General features: G+C 58.7%; 19 protein-coding genes. 5 read left to right on the top strand and 14 right to left on the bottom strand.

The genetic code is table 11. The annotated features are described in order from the left end of the window. Window positions 1–34: 34 nt before the first annotated feature. The 5 genes from AB8880_02625 to AB8880_02605 form a co-directional block, all read right to left on the bottom strand. The gene (locus tag AB8880_02625; protein XDZ66310.1) at window positions 35–1063 is read right to left on the bottom strand and encodes a proline racemase family protein; all 1029 of its coding nucleotides are present in this window, start codon (window positions 1061–1063) and stop codon (window positions 35–37) included. A 5-nt stretch (window positions 1064–1068) separates the two neighbouring features. After that, window positions 1069–1521 (bottom strand): CoxG family protein, encoded by a 453-nt coding sequence (locus tag AB8880_02620; GenBank protein ID XDZ66309.1) that lies wholly within the window; start codon window positions 1519–1521, stop codon window positions 1069–1071. Window positions 1522–1596: 75 nt separating this feature from the next. After that, entirely contained in the window at window positions 1597–2388 is a 792-nt protein-coding gene (locus AB8880_02615; protein ID XDZ66308.1) for a xanthine dehydrogenase family protein subunit M, read from the bottom strand. 11 nt (window positions 2389–2399) lie between these two features. Then, the gene (locus tag AB8880_02610) at window positions 2400–4784 is read right to left on the bottom strand and encodes a xanthine dehydrogenase family protein molybdopterin-binding subunit (protein XDZ66307.1); all 2385 of its coding nucleotides are present in this window, start codon (window positions 4782–4784) and stop codon (window positions 2400–2402) included. A 2-nt stretch (window positions 4785–4786) separates the two neighbouring features. Further along, on the bottom strand, window positions 4787–5254 hold the full coding sequence (locus AB8880_02605) for a (2Fe-2S)-binding protein (GenBank protein XDZ66306.1): 468 nt from the start codon (window positions 5252–5254) through the stop codon (window positions 4787–4789). A gap of 125 nt (window positions 5255–5379) precedes the next feature. Here AB8880_02605 and AB8880_02600 point away from each other — a divergent pair, with 125 nt between their 5' ends. Genes AB8880_02600 through AB8880_02585 form a run of 4 tightly spaced genes read left to right on the top strand, consistent with a single transcriptional unit; the run spans window position 5380 to window position 10169 of the window. Next, window positions 5380–6282, top strand: a complete 903-nt coding sequence (locus AB8880_02600) for an AAA family ATPase (GenBank protein ID XDZ66305.1) — start codon at window positions 5380–5382, stop codon at window positions 6280–6282. Between the two features lies 1 nt (window position 6283). Continuing rightward, window positions 6284–7570 (top strand): VWA domain-containing protein, encoded by a 1287-nt coding sequence (locus AB8880_02595; protein XDZ66304.1) that lies wholly within the window; start codon window positions 6284–6286, stop codon window positions 7568–7570. Beyond that, window positions 7567–8532: an XdhC family protein gene (locus AB8880_02590; protein ID XDZ66303.1), complete on the top strand. Its 966-nt coding sequence runs from the start codon at window positions 7567–7569 to the stop codon at window positions 8530–8532. Before AB8880_02595 ends, AB8880_02590 begins: the two co-directional genes overlap by 4 nt. Beyond that, window positions 8532–10169 (top strand): NTP transferase domain-containing protein, encoded by a 1638-nt coding sequence (locus tag AB8880_02585; protein ID XDZ66302.1) that lies wholly within the window; start codon window positions 8532–8534, stop codon window positions 10167–10169. Before AB8880_02590 ends, AB8880_02585 begins: the two co-directional genes overlap by 1 nt. Window positions 10170–10178: 9 nt before the next feature. On the opposite strand, the gene AB8880_02580 is transcribed toward AB8880_02585, so the two are convergent. From AB8880_02580 to AB8880_02565, 4 genes are all read right to left on the bottom strand, one after another. Next, a complete protein-coding gene (locus AB8880_02580; GenBank protein ID XDZ66301.1) occupies window positions 10179–10970 on the bottom strand; it encodes a 2OG-Fe(II) oxygenase in 792 nt (263 codons plus the stop codon). A gap of 33 nt (window positions 10971–11003) precedes the next feature. After that, a complete protein-coding gene (locus tag AB8880_02575) occupies window positions 11004–11903 on the bottom strand; it encodes a homocysteine S-methyltransferase family protein (GenBank protein ID XDZ66300.1) in 900 nt (299 codons plus the stop codon). 137 nt (window positions 11904–12040) lie between these two features. After that, window positions 12041–12265, bottom strand: a complete 225-nt coding sequence (locus tag AB8880_02570; protein XDZ66299.1) for a hypothetical protein — start codon at window positions 12263–12265, stop codon at window positions 12041–12043. Window positions 12266–12461: 196 nt separating this feature from the next. Then, window positions 12462–12917, bottom strand: coding sequence for an NUDIX hydrolase (locus tag AB8880_02565; GenBank protein XDZ66298.1), 456 nt, complete (start codon window positions 12915–12917; stop codon window positions 12462–12464). 189 nt (window positions 12918–13106) lie between these two features. Between AB8880_02565 and AB8880_02560 the strand changes: the two genes are divergently transcribed. Then, the gene (locus AB8880_02560) at window positions 13107–13562 is read left to right on the top strand and encodes a copper chaperone PCu(A)C (protein XDZ66297.1); all 456 of its coding nucleotides are present in this window, start codon (window positions 13107–13109) and stop codon (window positions 13560–13562) included. A gap of 284 nt (window positions 13563–13846) precedes the next feature. Here AB8880_02560 and AB8880_02555 read toward each other — a convergent pair whose 3' ends face one another. The 5 genes from AB8880_02555 to AB8880_02535 all read right to left on the bottom strand — a co-directional run bounded on the left by AB8880_02555 (window position 13847) and on the right by AB8880_02535 (window position 16014). Then, window positions 13847–14323, bottom strand: a complete 477-nt coding sequence (locus AB8880_02555) for a GAF domain-containing protein (protein ID XDZ66296.1) — start codon at window positions 14321–14323, stop codon at window positions 13847–13849. Window positions 14324–14364: 41 nt separating this feature from the next. Further along, window positions 14365–14511, bottom strand: coding sequence for a hypothetical protein (locus tag AB8880_02550; protein XDZ66295.1), 147 nt, complete (start codon window positions 14509–14511; stop codon window positions 14365–14367). 49 nt (window positions 14512–14560) lie between these two features. Continuing rightward, window positions 14561–14755, bottom strand: coding sequence for a hypothetical protein (locus AB8880_02545; GenBank protein ID XDZ66294.1), 195 nt, complete (start codon window positions 14753–14755; stop codon window positions 14561–14563). 11 nt (window positions 14756–14766) lie between these two features. Next, complete coding sequence (locus AB8880_02540) at window positions 14767–15159, bottom strand: DUF2237 family protein (GenBank protein ID XDZ66293.1); 393 nt, start codon at window positions 15157–15159, stop codon at window positions 14767–14769. Window positions 15160–15243: 84 nt separating this feature from the next. After that, entirely contained in the window at window positions 15244–16014 is a 771-nt protein-coding gene (locus AB8880_02535; protein XDZ66292.1) for a lysophospholipid acyltransferase family protein, read from the bottom strand. Between the last annotated feature and the right edge of the window lie 28 nt (window positions 16015–16042).

Genomic DNA, 16042 nt, shown 5'->3' with positions numbered 1-16042 from the left:
GATCTCTTTTATGAACGCGCAGGCAATGGCCGCATCATCTTGCGCCCCAGGTGTCGGAAAGCCGGTATCCTTCAGGCCAGGGATCGGCCGGATCAAGAAAATACCGATGGCTTCCGGTGATCCAGGCACGCCCGGTTATCGACGGGATGATGGCGGGCTTCCCGTCAATCTCCGCCCTTGCCGCGATCCTGCCCGTAAATCTTGAACCGATGATGGAAATTGCCTCAAACTGGTCTTCCTCGTTCATCTCACCTCGTGCCGCCAGAACAGCCATCCGGGCAGAGACAGCGGTCCCCGTCGGTGAGCGGTCGATCTTGCCGGGTTCAATGGCAACGGCGGAACGCGCATGGAGCGATTTGCCCTCACGCCGGATAGGGCCGGCAAAAAGGCAGAAGGAGAAATGCCGCCATTCCGGATAGCGCGGATGATGAAACCCGATCTGCTCCGTGGCCGCCCGGGTGATCTTCATCCCGAGCCGGGCGAGCGCCCTTGCCTCATCCGGCACCAGATCAACACCGAGTTCAGCGGCATCGACAATGACAAAACTGTCGCCGCCAAAAGCCGTGTCCACCGTGATGGTGCCAAGCCCCTCCACCTCAAGTTCCCGGTCAAGATCCTGAACAAAACTCGGCAGATTCTCCACCGTGATGCTTTCGGCCTTGCCCGCATTGCAAGCGGCGCGGACATGCACGAGCCCGCCGGGAGCCTCCAGCATCAGTTCGGTAACAGGTTCGGTCATGGGCACGATACCCGTATCCAAGAGAACGGTGGCAACACAGATGGAATTTGATCCCGACATCGGCGGATTGTGCTCAGGTTCCATGATGATGAAGCCTGCATCGGCATCGGGATGCTTTGGCGGCACCAGCAGATTTACATGACGGAACACGCCTCCCCTCGGCTCATGGAGCATGAAACCGCGCAATCGGCCATCTTCCAAAAGAAATCGGGCCTGATCCCAGAGCGTTTCCCCGGGTGGCGGCGCCACACCGCCGATGATCACGTCCCCGACCTCGCCTTCGGCATGGCAGGAGATTACCTCAATGACCTGGGAGCTGCGCATCTTGCCTAGGACTCGGGCGTCAGTTCAGCGATGAAATTGTCAAAAAACCTTGTAGCAAGTTTCTTCGCCGTGCTGTCGATGAGGCGTGAGCCAAGCTGGGCAATCTTGCCATTGACGCTGGCGCTGACATCATAGGAAAGCCGGGTGCCTTTCCCGTCATCAATGGACAGAAGCCGGACCGCGGCTGATCCCGTGGCGCCGCCGGCAACACCGCCATTGCCGCTGCCGGAAATGACATAACTATGGGGCGGGTTCATCTCGCTCAACTCGACATTGCCCTTGAACGTGGCCGAAACAGGACCGATCTTGAGCTTGACGATGGCGGCAAGTTCGGTCTCGCTTTCCCGGGTCAATTCCTGGCATCCGGGAATGGCGGCTTTCAGAATTTCCACATTATTGAGCGCCGCCCATACATCATCGATCGGCACCGGCAAATCGTGGCTTTCGTTCATTTCCATGACTGGACTCCATCAATTCAAACAAAGAAAGCCAGCCCGTGACTGGCTTTCTTCATGATTTTCTTCAGCCCTTGTTCAGCAGGCCGAAACCGCGCGGCGGGTCATCTCACCGATGAGATGGGCGCGGTAATCCGCCGATGCGTGAATATCACTCATCAGCTCGTCAGCGGAAACGCTTACCCCGTCCACCGCATCCGCGCTGAAATTGGCGTTGAGCGCCTCCTCCAGCCCGGCATGGCGGAACACCCCGTTCTGTCCGGCGCCGGTCACCGCTACCCTGACGCCATCGGCAAATCGGGCAACGAAGACACCGACCATGGCATAACGTGATGCCGGGTTGGGGAATTTGACATAGGCGGCCGCTTCTGGCTTCGGCAGGCTGATCGCCTCGATGATTCCATCCTCATCAAGGGCGGTTTCAAACATGTCGACAAAGAAGTCTTCGGCCGCAATATCACGTGATGAAGTGTGAACCGTTCCGCCGAGCGCCAGCACCGCCGAAGGATAGCAGGCCGCCGGATCATTATTGGCAACCGACCCACCGATGGTGCCCCTGTTTCTGACCTGACGGTCACCGATCCCGCCGGCAAGACTGGCGAGCGCCGGAATTGCCTTGGCAACGACACTGGACGTTTCGACCTCGACATGGCGGGTCATGGCACCGATGCGGATGGAATCCCCGGTATCGGTAATTCCGTCAAGCCCGCATCCGGACAGATCCACCAGACAGTCACTGGATGCCAGTCTCTGCTTGAGCGTTGGCAGCAGCGTCATCCCGCCGGCCAGCACCTTGCCTTCATCCGCCCCGGCGACGGCCTTGACCGCCTCTGCGACACTCGATGCTTTCTTATAGGTTGTTGCATACATGGTCTTCTCCCTTATTCGGCGGCGCTGGCTTGCGCGTCGTTGATCGCACGCCAGACCTTTTCCGGTGTTGCCGGCATGGACATGTCCGTCACCCCGAGAGGAGACAGCGCATTGATGACCGCATTGATCAGTGCCGGTGGTGAGGCAATGGCCCCCGCCTCCCCGCATCCCTTCACCCCGAGATCGTTATGGGTGCAGGGCGTCACGGTGTAATCCACCTTGAAGGAAGGCAGGTTATCCGCCCGCGGCATGCAGTAATCCATGTAGGACGCGGTCAGCAATTGCCCGTGCTCATCGTAATGAGCATTTTCAAGCAATGCCTGCCCGATCCCCTGGGCGATGCCGCCATGGACCTGGCCTTCGACAATCATCGGGTTGACAAGGTTGCCGAAATCATCGCAGCAGGCCCAGTCCACGACTTCGACGACGCCGGTGGCCGGATCAATTTCCACTTCGGCGACATGGGTGCCTGCCGGATAGGTGAAGTTGAGCGGGTCATAGAACGCCGTCTCCTCCAGCCCCGGTTCCAGCCGGTCCATGGGGTAGTTATGCGGCACATAGGCGGCAAGAGCGATTTCACCAAAGCTTTTCTCATTATCGGTTCCGGCAACGGTGAATTTCCCGTCCCTGAATTCCATGTCGGCTTCCGAAGCCTCGAGGAGATGAGCGGCGATGATCTTGCCTTTTTCGATCACCTTGTCGACCGCCTTGCTGATGGCAGCACCGCCCACCGCCAGCGAGCGCGAGCCATAAGAGCCCATGCCAAACGGTATCCGGTCCGTATCTCCGTGGATGATTTCCACATTCCCGATCGGGATACCCAGTTTGTCGGCGACGATCTGGGCAAAGGTGGTGACATGCCCCTGGCCGTGGCTGTGGGTGCCGGTGAAGACATTGACCGTCCCCGTCGGATCAACCCGGACAACCGCGGATTCATAAAGGCCGACACGGCCACCCAGCGCACCGACCACCGCCGAAGGCGCAATGCCGCAGGCTTCGATATAGCTTGAAAGACCGATCCCGCGATATTTCCCGCGCTTGGCCGCTTCCACCCGGCGGGCCTCGAAATTCTTGTAATCGATCATTTCAAGCGCGCGATCAAGCGGTGCTTCGTAATCCCCTGTATCATATTGCAGCGCGACCGCTGTCTGATATGGGAACGCGTCCTTCGGAATGAAGTTGAGCCGCCGGAATTCCGCCGGATCCATGCCGATTTCATGGGCCGCCGCATCCATGGTCCGTTCCAGAAGATAGGTGGCTTCCGGACGGCCGGCCCCGCGATAGGCATCGACCGGCGCTGTGGTCGTCGCCATCCCCTTGACGTTGGTGTAGATGACCGGAATATCATAGCACCCCGAAAGCAGCGTGCCATGCAGATAGGTTGGCGTCACCACCGCAAAGGCGGAAAGATAGCCGCCGAGATTGGCGAGCGTATCCACCCTCAGCCCGGTGATCCGGTTATTCTCATCGAGCGCCAGCTGAACATTGTTGATATGGTCACGTCCATGGGCATCCGAAAGGAAGGATTGTGTCCGGTCCGCGGTCCATTTCACCGGACGGCCGAGCTTTTTGCAGACCCAGGTGCACACCGCTTCTTCAGGGTAGACATAGATCTTCGAGCCGAAACCACCCCCCACATCCGGCGCCACGACATGCAGTTTGGACTCCGGAATATTGAGCATGAACGCCCCGATCACCAGCCGCGTCAGATGCGGGTTCTGTGACGTGGTATAGAGCGTGTAGGTTTCTGAAATATCATCATATTCAGCCACCGCCGCACGTGGTTCCATGGCGTTGGGAATAAGCCGGTTGTTGCGGACCGTAAGCTTGATCACCCGGGCCGCGGCGTTGAGCGCCGCCTCCGTTCCGGCCTCATCACCCAGCTCCCAGTCGAAATACCTGTTTTCGGCCATGCCGTCGTGAATCTGCGCCCCCGAAGATGCGGCGGCGAGATCCACCACCGGCGCCAGTTCCTCATAGCTGATCTTGACAAGTTCCGCCGCCGACTTGGCCTGTTCCAGCGTTTCCGCAACAATCGCCACCACATGATCACCAACATAGCGCACCTTGCCCTGGGCCAGGATCGGGTGCGGCGGCTCATGGGTGGAGGTACCGTCGCGGTTGGGCACAACCCAGCCGCAGATCGGCCCGCCGATACCATCCGCGGCCACATCGTCACCGGTATAGATGGCGACCACGCCGTCGGCTTTCGCCGCCGCGCTTGTATCGATGGAGTTGATATTGGCATGGGCAACATCCGAGCGGATGAAATACGCATGCAACTGGCCCGGACGGCTGATATCGTCCGTGTAGCGGCCTTTTCCTGTCAGAAACTTCTTGTCTTCCTTGCGGCGGACAGAAGCACCAATTCCTTCGTTTGAAATACCTTCTGGCATGTTCAACCTCCCATTTTCTGCGCGGCGGACTGAACGGCTTTCACGATATTGTGATAGCCGGTACAGCGACATATATTGCCCTCCAGGGCATCGCGGATTTCCGCCTCGCTCGGGTTTTTGTTCTTGGAGACAAATTCGATCGCGCTCATCACCATGCCCGGCGTACAGAAGCCGCATTGCAGACCATGATGCTCATGAAACGCTTCCTGCATCGGGTGCAGATTATCGCTGGTCCCGATGCCTTCGATGGTGGTGACGTCGCAACCATCGGCCTGGGCGGCAAGCATGGTGCAGGATTTGACCGAAACACCATCCACATGCACAACGCAGGCACCGCACTGGCTTGTATCACAGCCCACATGCGTGCCGGTCAGGCCCAATGTCTCCCTCAGGAAGTCGACAAGCAGGGTGTTATCCGGCACCGTGCGCTGTTCTTCCTTGCCATTAACCTTGAGGTTAATCTGGGGCATTTGCTTCTCCCTTATCTCTATAATTGTTATAAAAAGATTGTAAGAGCCTCAGGGGTTTGTAAAGATAAAAATGGCTCCTTTGAGGTATTAGATTTTGTTCAAGATTGAGATCATTGGATAGAAATATGCCGGACATTCCCCGCTCACCCCAGGACCTCATCACGTCTCTTGAAAAGGCCGGATATATTCTTTCCGAAGGTCCTGCCGTCGCTCTTTTTCTGGCGCTGGCGCGATCACGGCCGCTCTTTCTTGAAGGCGAAGCCGGTGTCGGCAAGACCGAGATTGCCAAGACGCTGGCCACCGTGCTTGGCCGCGACCTGATCCGTCTTCAATGCTATGAAGGGCTTGATATTCACCAGGCCGCCTATGAGTGGAATTACGGCCGCCAGCTTATCTCGATCCAGCGCGGCGATACGGCCGAAGCTGATCTTTTCACCGATGAATTCCTGATCGAACGCCCGCTCCTCAGGGCCCTGCGCCAGCATGACCGCGGTGCGCCGGTTCTGCTGATCGATGAGATTGACCGGGCCGATGAAGCCTTTGAGGCCTTTCTGCTTGAACTTCTCTCCGATTGGCAGATCACCATCCCGGAACGGGGCACCATCAGGGCCGCAACGCCGCCGATTGTCATCATCACGTCCAACCGGACGAGGGAAATACATGATGCGCTCAAGCGCCGCTGTTTCTATCACTGGGTTGATTATCCTTCGCTGGAAACAGAAGCGGCGATCCTCGCAAGGCATGCCCCCGAAGCCGGCGAAAATCTGCGCCAGCAGGTTGTCCGGTTTGTGCAGGCCCTGCGGGAGGAGAATCTCTTCAAATCACCCGGGGTGGCGGAAAGCCTTGATTGGGCGCAGGCACTGGTGGAGCTCAACTGTGTCGCCCTCGACCCTCAGACCATTGACAGCACCATGGGCGTTTTATTGAAATATCAGGACGATATCAGCCGCATCCAGGGCTCGGAAGCTGCCCGGATCCTGTCGGAAGTGCAGTCTCAACTCTTGGCAACGAACATGCAGGCCCGATAGAATGCCGACCGCCTCGCCCCCCGCCGAACCTGCGCCTAAACTTGATCAAAACATCATCCTTTTTGCGCGCCTCCTGCGGGCGGTGGGGATGAAACCCGGCCCGGCGGCAACCCTTGATGCCATCGAAGCTGTTCAGCTGGTTGGCGTCGCGAAGAAAAGCCATCTCTTCCATGCCTTGAGCAGCTGTTTTGTCAAACGCCGGGAAGACCTCCATCTTTTTGAGCAGGCCTTCTTTCTTTTCTGGCAGAATCCCAGGTTCCAGGAACGGCTCCGCAATCTGCTGATCCCGCAGATCCGATCTCCTTTTGAAAGCGACGAGGCCGGAGACCCGATGCTCCGCCGCCTTGAAGAAGCGCTTGGCAGCCCGCCTGCCGCCCCGCTTGAACCGGATGAAACCGAAGAGCTCGAGATCGACGCCAGCGGCACAGCCTCGGATACGGAACTCTTCAAGGCGATGGATTTCCGCATGATGTCAGCAGAGGAAATCGACCGGGCCGAGGCAGCGATCATGAAGCTCAGGCTCGATCTGCCGGAAAAACTCGCACGGCGTCATGTCCCGGATACGCGCGGCAGCCGGATCGGGTTGCAGCAGAGTTTGCGGGCGGCCCGGCGCCATGGCGGGCTTGTTCTGCCCAGAACCGTGCGCCGACAGCGCCAATCCCGACCCCTGGTTGCCCTGCTTGATATTTCCGGCTCGATGGAAAATTACAGCCGCATCTTTCTGCATTTCCTGCATACCCTGACGCATCAGCACCGACAGGTGACCTCCTTCCTCTTTGGCACGAGATTGACGAATATTACCCGCCAGCTGCGCAATCGGGACGTCGACGATGCCCTCAAATCCGTTGCCGGCGCCGCCGATGACTGGTCGGGCGGCACCCGTATCGCCACCAGTATCGCGCATTTCAACAAGCACTGGTCACGTCGGGTGCTTGGGCGCGGGCCGATCGTTCTGCTCATCACCGACGGTCTTGATCGGGAGCATGACCCCGCTCTTGCCTGGGAGATGGAGCGTCTCCATAAATCCTGCCATCGGCTCATCTGGCTCAATCCCCTGTTGCGGTATGAGAAATTTGCCCCGAAAAGTGTTTCCATCCGGTCCATGCTCGGGCATGTTGATGCGTTCAGGCCCATACATTCACTGGCCTCGATGGAAGAGCTGGTTGCCGGTCTTGCCGGGATGGCCGATAGTCAGGACAAAGATCTGGCGGCATGGCAGAAGCTTGCGCGTCTTGCTGGAAATTTCGCCGGCGCCGCCCTCGACAAATCTCCGGAGACAGGCCGATGATGCCTTATGCAGATGACCACATACTTCAAATAGCCGAGACCTGGGAGCAGGCAGGACATGATCTGGCGCTGGCGGTGGTGGTCAGCACCTGGGGGTCATCCCCGCGCCAGCCTGGCAGCCTGATGATCATTCGCGATGACGGGCTGATCGAAGGCTCGGTTTCAGGCGGATGCGTTGAAGGTGCGGTCATCGATGCCGGCATGCGCGCCATGCAGAACGCGGGCACGGAACGTCTTGAATTCGGCGTTGCCGATGAAACCGCCTGGCAGGTCGGGCTTTCCTGCGGCGGGACAATCGTGATCTGGGTCTGTGCCAAAGACGCGATGGAACCCGGCCTCATCATCTCCGCCGCCAGCGCGCTTCGGTCCCGGCAGCCGGTTCATCTGGAATGCCGCATGGCCGATGGCCGTCTTTCGGCGGGCGACCCCGATCATGCCGCCAACACCTTGTCTGACGACGGCCGGATCTTCCTGCTCACGATCAAGGCCCGGCCCCGGCTTTTCATCATCGGGGCCGTGCATATCAGCCAGCATCTTGCCCCCATGGCCATGCAGACAGGTTTCGATGTCAAGGTCATCGATCCGAGGACGACTTTTGCAACAGAAGCGCGTTTCCCCGGGGTGGAGCTGATCGCCGACTGGCCGGATACCATCCTCGGCCAGTACCCGCTTGACGCCGGAACCGCGCTGGTGACCCTGACCCATGACCCGAAGATTGACGATGCCGCGCTGAAGACAGCCCTGCCGCATCCGGTGTTCTTCATTGCCTGCCTTGGCAGCAGGCGCACCCACAAGGCCCGTCTTGAGCGGCTCGAGGATGCAGGCATCAAAGAAGCGGATCTGGCCCGTATTCACGGACCTGCCGGTTTTGCCATCAAGGCGGAAACCCCTGCGGAAATTGCTGTCTCCGTGCTTGCCCAGCTGATTGCGGCGCGGCGCGGCGCGCTGGAAAGCTCGAACTGATGGCCCTCTCGACCCTCCCTGTTTCCGGCGCGGCAGGGGCTGTTCTCGCCCACAGCCAGATGACTCAAAAAGGCAGGATCGCCAAAGGCACCCGCCTGACGGAAAGCCATCTTAGGCAGCTTGAAGATGCCGGGGTTGAAACTGTTCTCTGCGCGATAGAAGCGGCAGGGGATATCCCCGAAGATACCGCCGCCGAACGGCTGGCGCGGCATCTTGGCGGAAATGGTATCCGCATCGGAAACGCTGCCACCGGGCGGGTCAACCTTCATGCCGCCGCCATGGGGATTGTTCGCTACAACCGGGAGGTGATCCGCCGGATCAATTCCGTCGATGAAGCCATCACCCTGGCCCTTGTTCAGCACAATCAGCTGCTGCCCGCCGATGGCATGATTGCGACGCTCAAGATCATTCCCTTCTTTGTCGGCGCCAGGGCGATTGAACGTGTCGAAGCCATTCTGAAAGAAACCCCCGCCTTCACCTTTCATCCGCTTCGGTCAGGAAAGGCCTGGCTTATCCAGACCCGCTTTGCCCATCAGCCGGACCGGATCTTTGCCGCAACCGAGAAGGTGACACGCCAGAGGCTTGGCCAGCTTGGCGCGGTGATGCAGGAGAGCCGCATCACAAGCCACCGCATCACCGACCTTGAAAATGAAATACGCAGAGCGCATTCCAGCGGCGCCGAGCTCATCCTCATCGCTGGTGCTTCCGCCATCACCGACCGCGATGATGTCATTCCGGCCGGGCTTGTTGCCGCGGGCGGGGTGGTGGATCGCCTCGGGCTTGCGGTTGATCCGGGCAATCTTCTGATGCTAGGGCATCTCGGTTCTGGCAGCGGTGCTGCCACCGTCATCGGCATGCCGGGATGCGCGCGGTCACCGAAACTGAACGGGCTTGACTGGGTGCTGCAACTGCATCTGGCCGGGATTGCGCTCGATCGGGATGAACTGGCCGACATGGCCGCCGGCGGGTTGCTGATGGAAATTGCCTCTCGCCCCCTGCCACGTTCGCTTGCCAGCGAGCCCGTCAAACCGCAGCGCATCGCGGGTGTTCTGCTGGCCGCAGGCGCCTCCCGCCGCATGGGAGACCAGAACAAGCTTCTTACCGATTTCCATGGTGAGCCGATGATCCGCCGCATCGCCCGGGCCATGAAGGAAAGCCGTCTTGATGATACCCTCGTGATCCTCGGCCATGATGCCGAAGCCGTGGCGGCGGCGCTCGAAGGGCTTGATCTTCGCCTTGTCGTCAATCCCGATTACAAGAGCGGCCAGAGCCAGTCCTTGCGCTGCGGGGTGGAGAATATCGACCGCACCATCACGGACATGATGGTTCTGCTCGGCGACATGCCCTATATCACCGCAAACGTGATCGACGCACTTCTCGCCCATCACGCCCTGGCGGAAAACCGCTCAAGCCGGATAACCCTGCCCATGGTCAACGGCCAGCGCGGCAACCCGGTGATCTGGGGCCGGTCCTTCTTTGATGAGCTGCAGGAACAAAAGGGAGATATCGGCGCGCGTGGTCTTTTTGAAAGTCACCCCGCGGCCCTCAACCCGCTCAGCCTCGATGATGCGTTGATCCTGGAAGACGCGGATACGCCGCAGGCACTAAAGGCGTTGCGAAAGGGGGAAATCTCGTGACGCCTGTGGTCAGGCAAGACGGCCGTAAAACGTCATGCGCGCGGTCTCCGAGAGCGCCACACCGGGGGTATCGTTATACGCCAGCACCACCAGAATCCGTGTTCTCTTCCCTTCGGTCGGGGTGACGCGATGGATGGCATTGCGCCCCCGGAACAGCACCAGCGTGCCGGGATCAATCCTGAGCTTTCGTGAAGGCATCTGCCCGTCGAGAACAGCCCCGACCCCATCAAAGTTCATCTCCCCTGCATCGGCGTCGCGCAGGTCGCGCACATATTCGAAACTTCCACCCGCCTCAGGGGCCTGCAGCAGGAGCGTGATGGCAAAGGAGGAATTATCGAAATGCCAGCCCAGTTCCTGGCCTTGCGAGGCATAATGCACGTTGATCGAAGACAACGGATCCGCATAGGGAAAGACCGCCTCCTGCCCCACCACGCGAGCAATGAAGGACTTGAATTGTGGGGCGTTATAGATCACATGCAGGCCTGTTTCCGCCGGCACCTGATCGGTGGTGATACATCCCTTGGATGACGTGATCTGGCGGTTGAAGACATGATCTTCCGGCAGGTCCGGGTCCGGCGGGGTGAGGTAGACATTATGGGTGGAACTGGTGAAATAGGCGAGATGCGCCTTCTCTTCCGCAGCTTCAGTCATGGCCTTGAGCCGGTCCTGACGGATGAATCCGTCAAGGGTCAGGACGCCCTCACGATCCAGCACCTCACGGCATTGCTCGCAAAAAGACGGCGAGGAAAGCGGGTGACGTTCTTCATCAATCCAGTAATCGAGATCCTGCGGAATAGACATGGTTTTGCTCACTTCGTCTCAAGAAAAAATATCCTATAAGGGGCAACGCGTATACCCACCTGCTTCAAGGCGTTCATGAAGATGGCGGATATGCCCGGGGCCGACCTCACAGCATCCCCCGACAATAGTCGCCCCTGCCTCGATCCATGAAAACACGAAATCTCCGTAAATCTCCGGCGTCAGATCCGTGCGGGCCTGAAGCCGGTCCACCGTTGTCCCCGGATCGAGGGCCGCAATCGACGTGAAGCCGTTGGCATAGCCGCCAAAACGTATCCCGGCATCCGCCAGCACCGGCATGGCCCTCGTCACCGCCTCGGGATAGGAACAATTGACCATGACACCGGCAATGTCACGCGACCGCACCATGGCCACCGCATCGGCCAGATTTTCGCCCGACCGCAGCAGATTGCCATCATCATCTTCAACGGTGAACCCGACAAAGACAGGCTTGCCGGATTCTTTCGCCGCATCGATGGCGGCTTCGGCTTCGCTGATCTTGGCCATGGTCTCGATGAAAAACACATCCACCCGGTCCTTTTCAATCGCGACAATAGACCTGAAACTTTCGAGCGAAGCGGTATAGTCAAGGCTCTTATCGGCGCGGTAACTTGCCACCAGCGGCGGCAGGCAACCACAGATATGCACCACCCGTCCTGCCGCGTCGCGGGCCTGGGCCGCAAGATCAAGCGCCATCTTCTGGGCCGGCTCGAACCAGTCAGGGTGGCCATTGGCGGCAAGACGCTGCGGCGTTGCGGTATAGGTATTGACCGCGATCGCATCGGCCCCAGCGGCGATAAATTCACGATGCACGTCCGAGACGATGGAAGGCTGCTCCATCATCACCTTGACCGACCAGAGCGGGTGGGCGCTCGCCCCTGTTTTCTTCTGGATTTCCTGACCAAGCCCGCCATCGAGCAACGTGATACTTGCCATACTGCACCGCTCTCCACTCTGCCATCTCGCCGGTCTCCCCGGACATAGCGCAGTCTTCCACGGAATTTATGCGGCTCCAAGCAAATTCATCTCAGGGGAGGCTGTTTCGTGCCCGCCCGGGGATATCCTGGCCGGGATCAGCCTCTTGCCGGCATCCGCAGCACCGGGGATTTCACCTGATCCGCGCTGAGCATGAAAATTTCCTCTGCCTGGTTGAGGTAGTCGAACTCTTCCGGATCAACGAGGATGGTACCTTCGATCCGAAATAATCTGGCCTCGTTGCTCTTGGCGATATCAAGCAGCTCGTCAACGGACATGGAACAGGTCATGGCAACGGTTTTGAGCGGGACAAGATTGGTCATGTTCAGCACTCCATGGATATGAACGGATTACCTGTGAAGAGCAGGAATCCCGAAAACTGTTACAGGAATATGTCACGCTGACACTGCACATACCATGGCATTGTATCTCTTCGATTTTTTTTGCGGGAGAAAAAACAGGTTCCGTCGCCGAAGATGGAGAATCGCGGATCAGGAGATCAGCACGCCGCCGATTCCCTCAAGCCGCGGAGGAAGACGCCACAGCCTTGCTGATCGCGTCTTTCAGGTTGAGCTTGAGCATGCTGCGAATAACATCTCGATCACGCTTGGTGGTGTTCTTGCGCCGCAATGCCATGGCATTGAGCCATTTGCGATTGCGACATGGCCGCTCCGGCCATTGATTGTGGATGGTGTCGACAAGAAGAATGAAATATTTGGCGCGATATTCCCGGGTCTTGGCCTTGATGGATTTTTTTCTCTTGCCGTTCTTCCACGGCCACAGGATCCGGCCTTTGACCCCCGCCTCCTCATAGGTTTCACGCAACGCGGTTTCGCTTGCCTTTTCGGTTTTGCCGATCGTTCCTTTTGGCAACACGAAAACAGCCCGCCTTGACCGGGACGTGACAAAACAGACTTCGATCTGCCTGCCTTTCATGCGGATGGGGATGGTTCCGGCTTTGGTATATTTGGGCACTAAAGATTTCCTCACAAGACGTGAATGATCCGCGATCTAACCGCCTGCCGCCAGGTAGCACGGGCAGTATTCCAGAATTGTGATGTTATGCCGCATGTTTTCACCTTCCTTGCTGATGCTGGCTGTCTTGTAATTCTCCTGCCCCTTCGATAAGAATAATTAACCCTCAAATCATCATGTTGGGCCCTGATGACCAGACTGCTACTATATATTACCTTTATTTTCACCATGGTGACAAGCCTTGCGGCGGCGGAGACGATCGAGCATGGCCCGCTGAGGCTTGATGACGCCCGCATCCGCATGGCGGTTCCCGGCGCCAATGTCACCGCCGCCTATGTCACCATCACGAATACCGGCAGCCAGGCGGAGTACCTGCTTGGCGCTGAAACAGAGATCGCGCGCCGGGTTGAAATTCACCGGATGGAGATGAGCGGCGATGTCATGCGGATGCGCCCGCTTGGAGAGCCGCTAGAGATCAAGCCGGGCGAAACCGTCACGCTTGAAGCGGGCGGCCTTCATCTGATGCTGATGGATCTCACCCAAAGAAAGAAAAAAGGTGAGACCGCCCCGCTTTCCCTCGTCTTCGAGCATGCAGGTAAAATCCGCCTCAACGCCCCTGTTGTCGCGATGGGTCATGGCCATTAGCCAGTGAAGGCCACCATACCTTCTTTTCAGGAGCAGGTGAAATTCGGTCTTTCCAGCTTCAGGGAAAGCGGCATATACTCATGTCATTGTCAACAATCGAAAGGAGGTGATCCCATGTCTAGTGATCGTGAAATTTGTTCAGGAACAGGCGTGTCTCGAACTGGGCTTTTGGGCAGCCTCGAAAGCTTCGGCCAGGGACGATAGGTCACCAGTCCTGCAACACAATCACGGAAGAGGAAAGCGAAATGCTTTCCTCTTTTTTTGCCTGCTGCATCCTTTGTTGCTCACCCGCCCGGTCGGATTTCCCCGCCAAAAATACGGCGGATCATCTGATCGAGAATTTCCTCATCTTCCTGATCGAAAAACGCCGGCTGGTCGCTGTCAATGTCAAGCACGGCAATGACCTCGCCCGCGGCATCATATACCGGCAGCACCATCTCCGAACGGGTGGAAACGGCGCAGGCTATATGCCCGGGGAACGCCTCGACATCATCGACGCGTTGAATGCGCCTCGCGCGCGCGGCGGCCCCGCATACGCCCCGGTCAAAGGGAATGGTCAGGCATCCATGCCCGCCCTGATACGGGCCGATCTTGAGCATCCCCGGCGACGTGACCCGGTAAAACCCGACCCAGTCATACCCATCAACCGATTGATAGAGCTCTGCTGCAATGGTGGCCATCAGGGCGATCTCGTCTTCCTCGCCCAGGCTGATGGCATGGATCCGGTCAACGGCATCGCGAAGCGCTTCGATTTTTTCCACTATCCCGCCTCTCTTTTCTCTTTTGTGTTTGCCTTTACGCGCTAGAGCGCAAATCCGCAGAACCGGGCGATGGCGCGGCTGACTTCACCCAGTCTTGTCGCAAAAGGGAGAATGGCGACCGACAACAGCGCAACCGCTATCCAGACGCCCCATATCCAGCGATCCGCGCGGCGGGCATCGCCGGGCATCTCAGGGGTTTCCCCCGGCCCTCTCTCCGCCTTGTTGGGCGGGTATTGCTCAGCGTGTCCGGACAACGAATTCCATCCCTGATTGCTGGCCGACATAGATACCCGGCCGGTGTTTGCGGAAATTGATGATCAACTCCCCGAGCGCAGCGTCGAACCCTTCTGGACGGATCCGTACGATAATTCCGTCAGCTTCCACGTCGGTATCGGTGCAGCTGATCCTGACTTTCTGGTCAAGGGTAAGCATCCGTCTCTCCTTCAGTTAAGGTCAATGGCATGGGCCTTGAGATCATCCAGCGCGCAGATCCTCAAGGTCACCATGTTTGTTGCCTGCAGAACAACTTTTGGGGCCTTGCCTGCCAGTCTTGCCTGCTCCCATCTGGCCGCGCACAGGCACCAGCGATCACCCGGGGCAAGCCCGTCAAACCCGAATTCAGGCCGCGGCGTTGAAAGATCGTTACCCGCCGCCTTGCTGAAGGCCAGAAACTCTTCGGTCATGATGGCGCAGACCGTGTGAACGCCCTGATCTTCGGGGCCGGTATCACAGCATCCGGTCCGGTAAAATCCGGTCAGCGGACGCTCCGAGCATGAGGCAAGTTCACCGCCCAGCACATTTCGCTGGCGTTCGCCTTTGCCGAAAGATCCATCCATATCACTGCTCCTGAAAAGCTTTCTCCGGGCGGGGAATGACCTGGGCGGGGGATGTGCCCGTGCCGCCCTCCTTCCCTTGATTGACTATACCTTGTCCGCCCTGTTCTGGCCAGCATCCCCTTGATCAGGGTCAGGGCCGGGTATTTTCCCCGGGGGCATCCCGGCAAGGGCATTGGTTGCGGTCTCAATAGAGGTTTCGAGCCGCGCCATGAACGCCTGCCGATCCAGCCCGGGCGGGATAGCCTCAAGATACCTGACCTCGATCATCCCCGGCTTTTTCAGGAGCGCCCGTCGCGGCCAGACAAGCCCGGCATTGAGCGCGACCGGCACCACCGGCAGGCCCGTCGCCTGATAGATGGCAAAGGTTCCGGCATGATAGGGATGGCTTGCCCCCGGCGCGACCCGCGTTCCCTGGGGGAAGATCAGCACGCTGCTGCCGGTTTCGGCAATCTTTCTGGCGCTCGAGATCAGTTGTTTCAGGGCATTGCGCCCGGCCGAGCGGTTGATCGGCACCGATGGTACCCGCAGGAAATAAAGCCCGATCAGCGGCAGGAATATGAGCTCCCGCTTGAGAACCGGGGCCGGGCTGCCGAATTCCCTGTAAAGGACAATAGTCTCCCAGGCTGACTGGTGCTTGGCGGCATAGATCACCTGCCCATGAGGCTTCGGCCCGGTAATGCGATGCCGTATCCCCATGACATGCCGAAGCAGGAAAACAAGTATCCCCGCCCAGAGATGCTGATATCGCTTGAGATACCGCACCGGCAGGAGCAATATCGGCAGGCCGACAATAGACATCACCACCGTTGCCCCATAAAAGAGAATATTGAACAGAATGGATCGCAAGACAGCCATGCCGCATCATACCACCCGCGCGCCCGGA

The organism is Alphaproteobacteria bacterium LSUCC0684 (assembly GCA_041228335.1).
Classification (GTDB): Bacteria; Pseudomonadota; Alphaproteobacteria; order Puniceispirillales; family UBA1172.
Note: the sequence above shows the minus strand (reverse complement) of the source record. Positions and strands in the feature narration are given on the sequence as shown.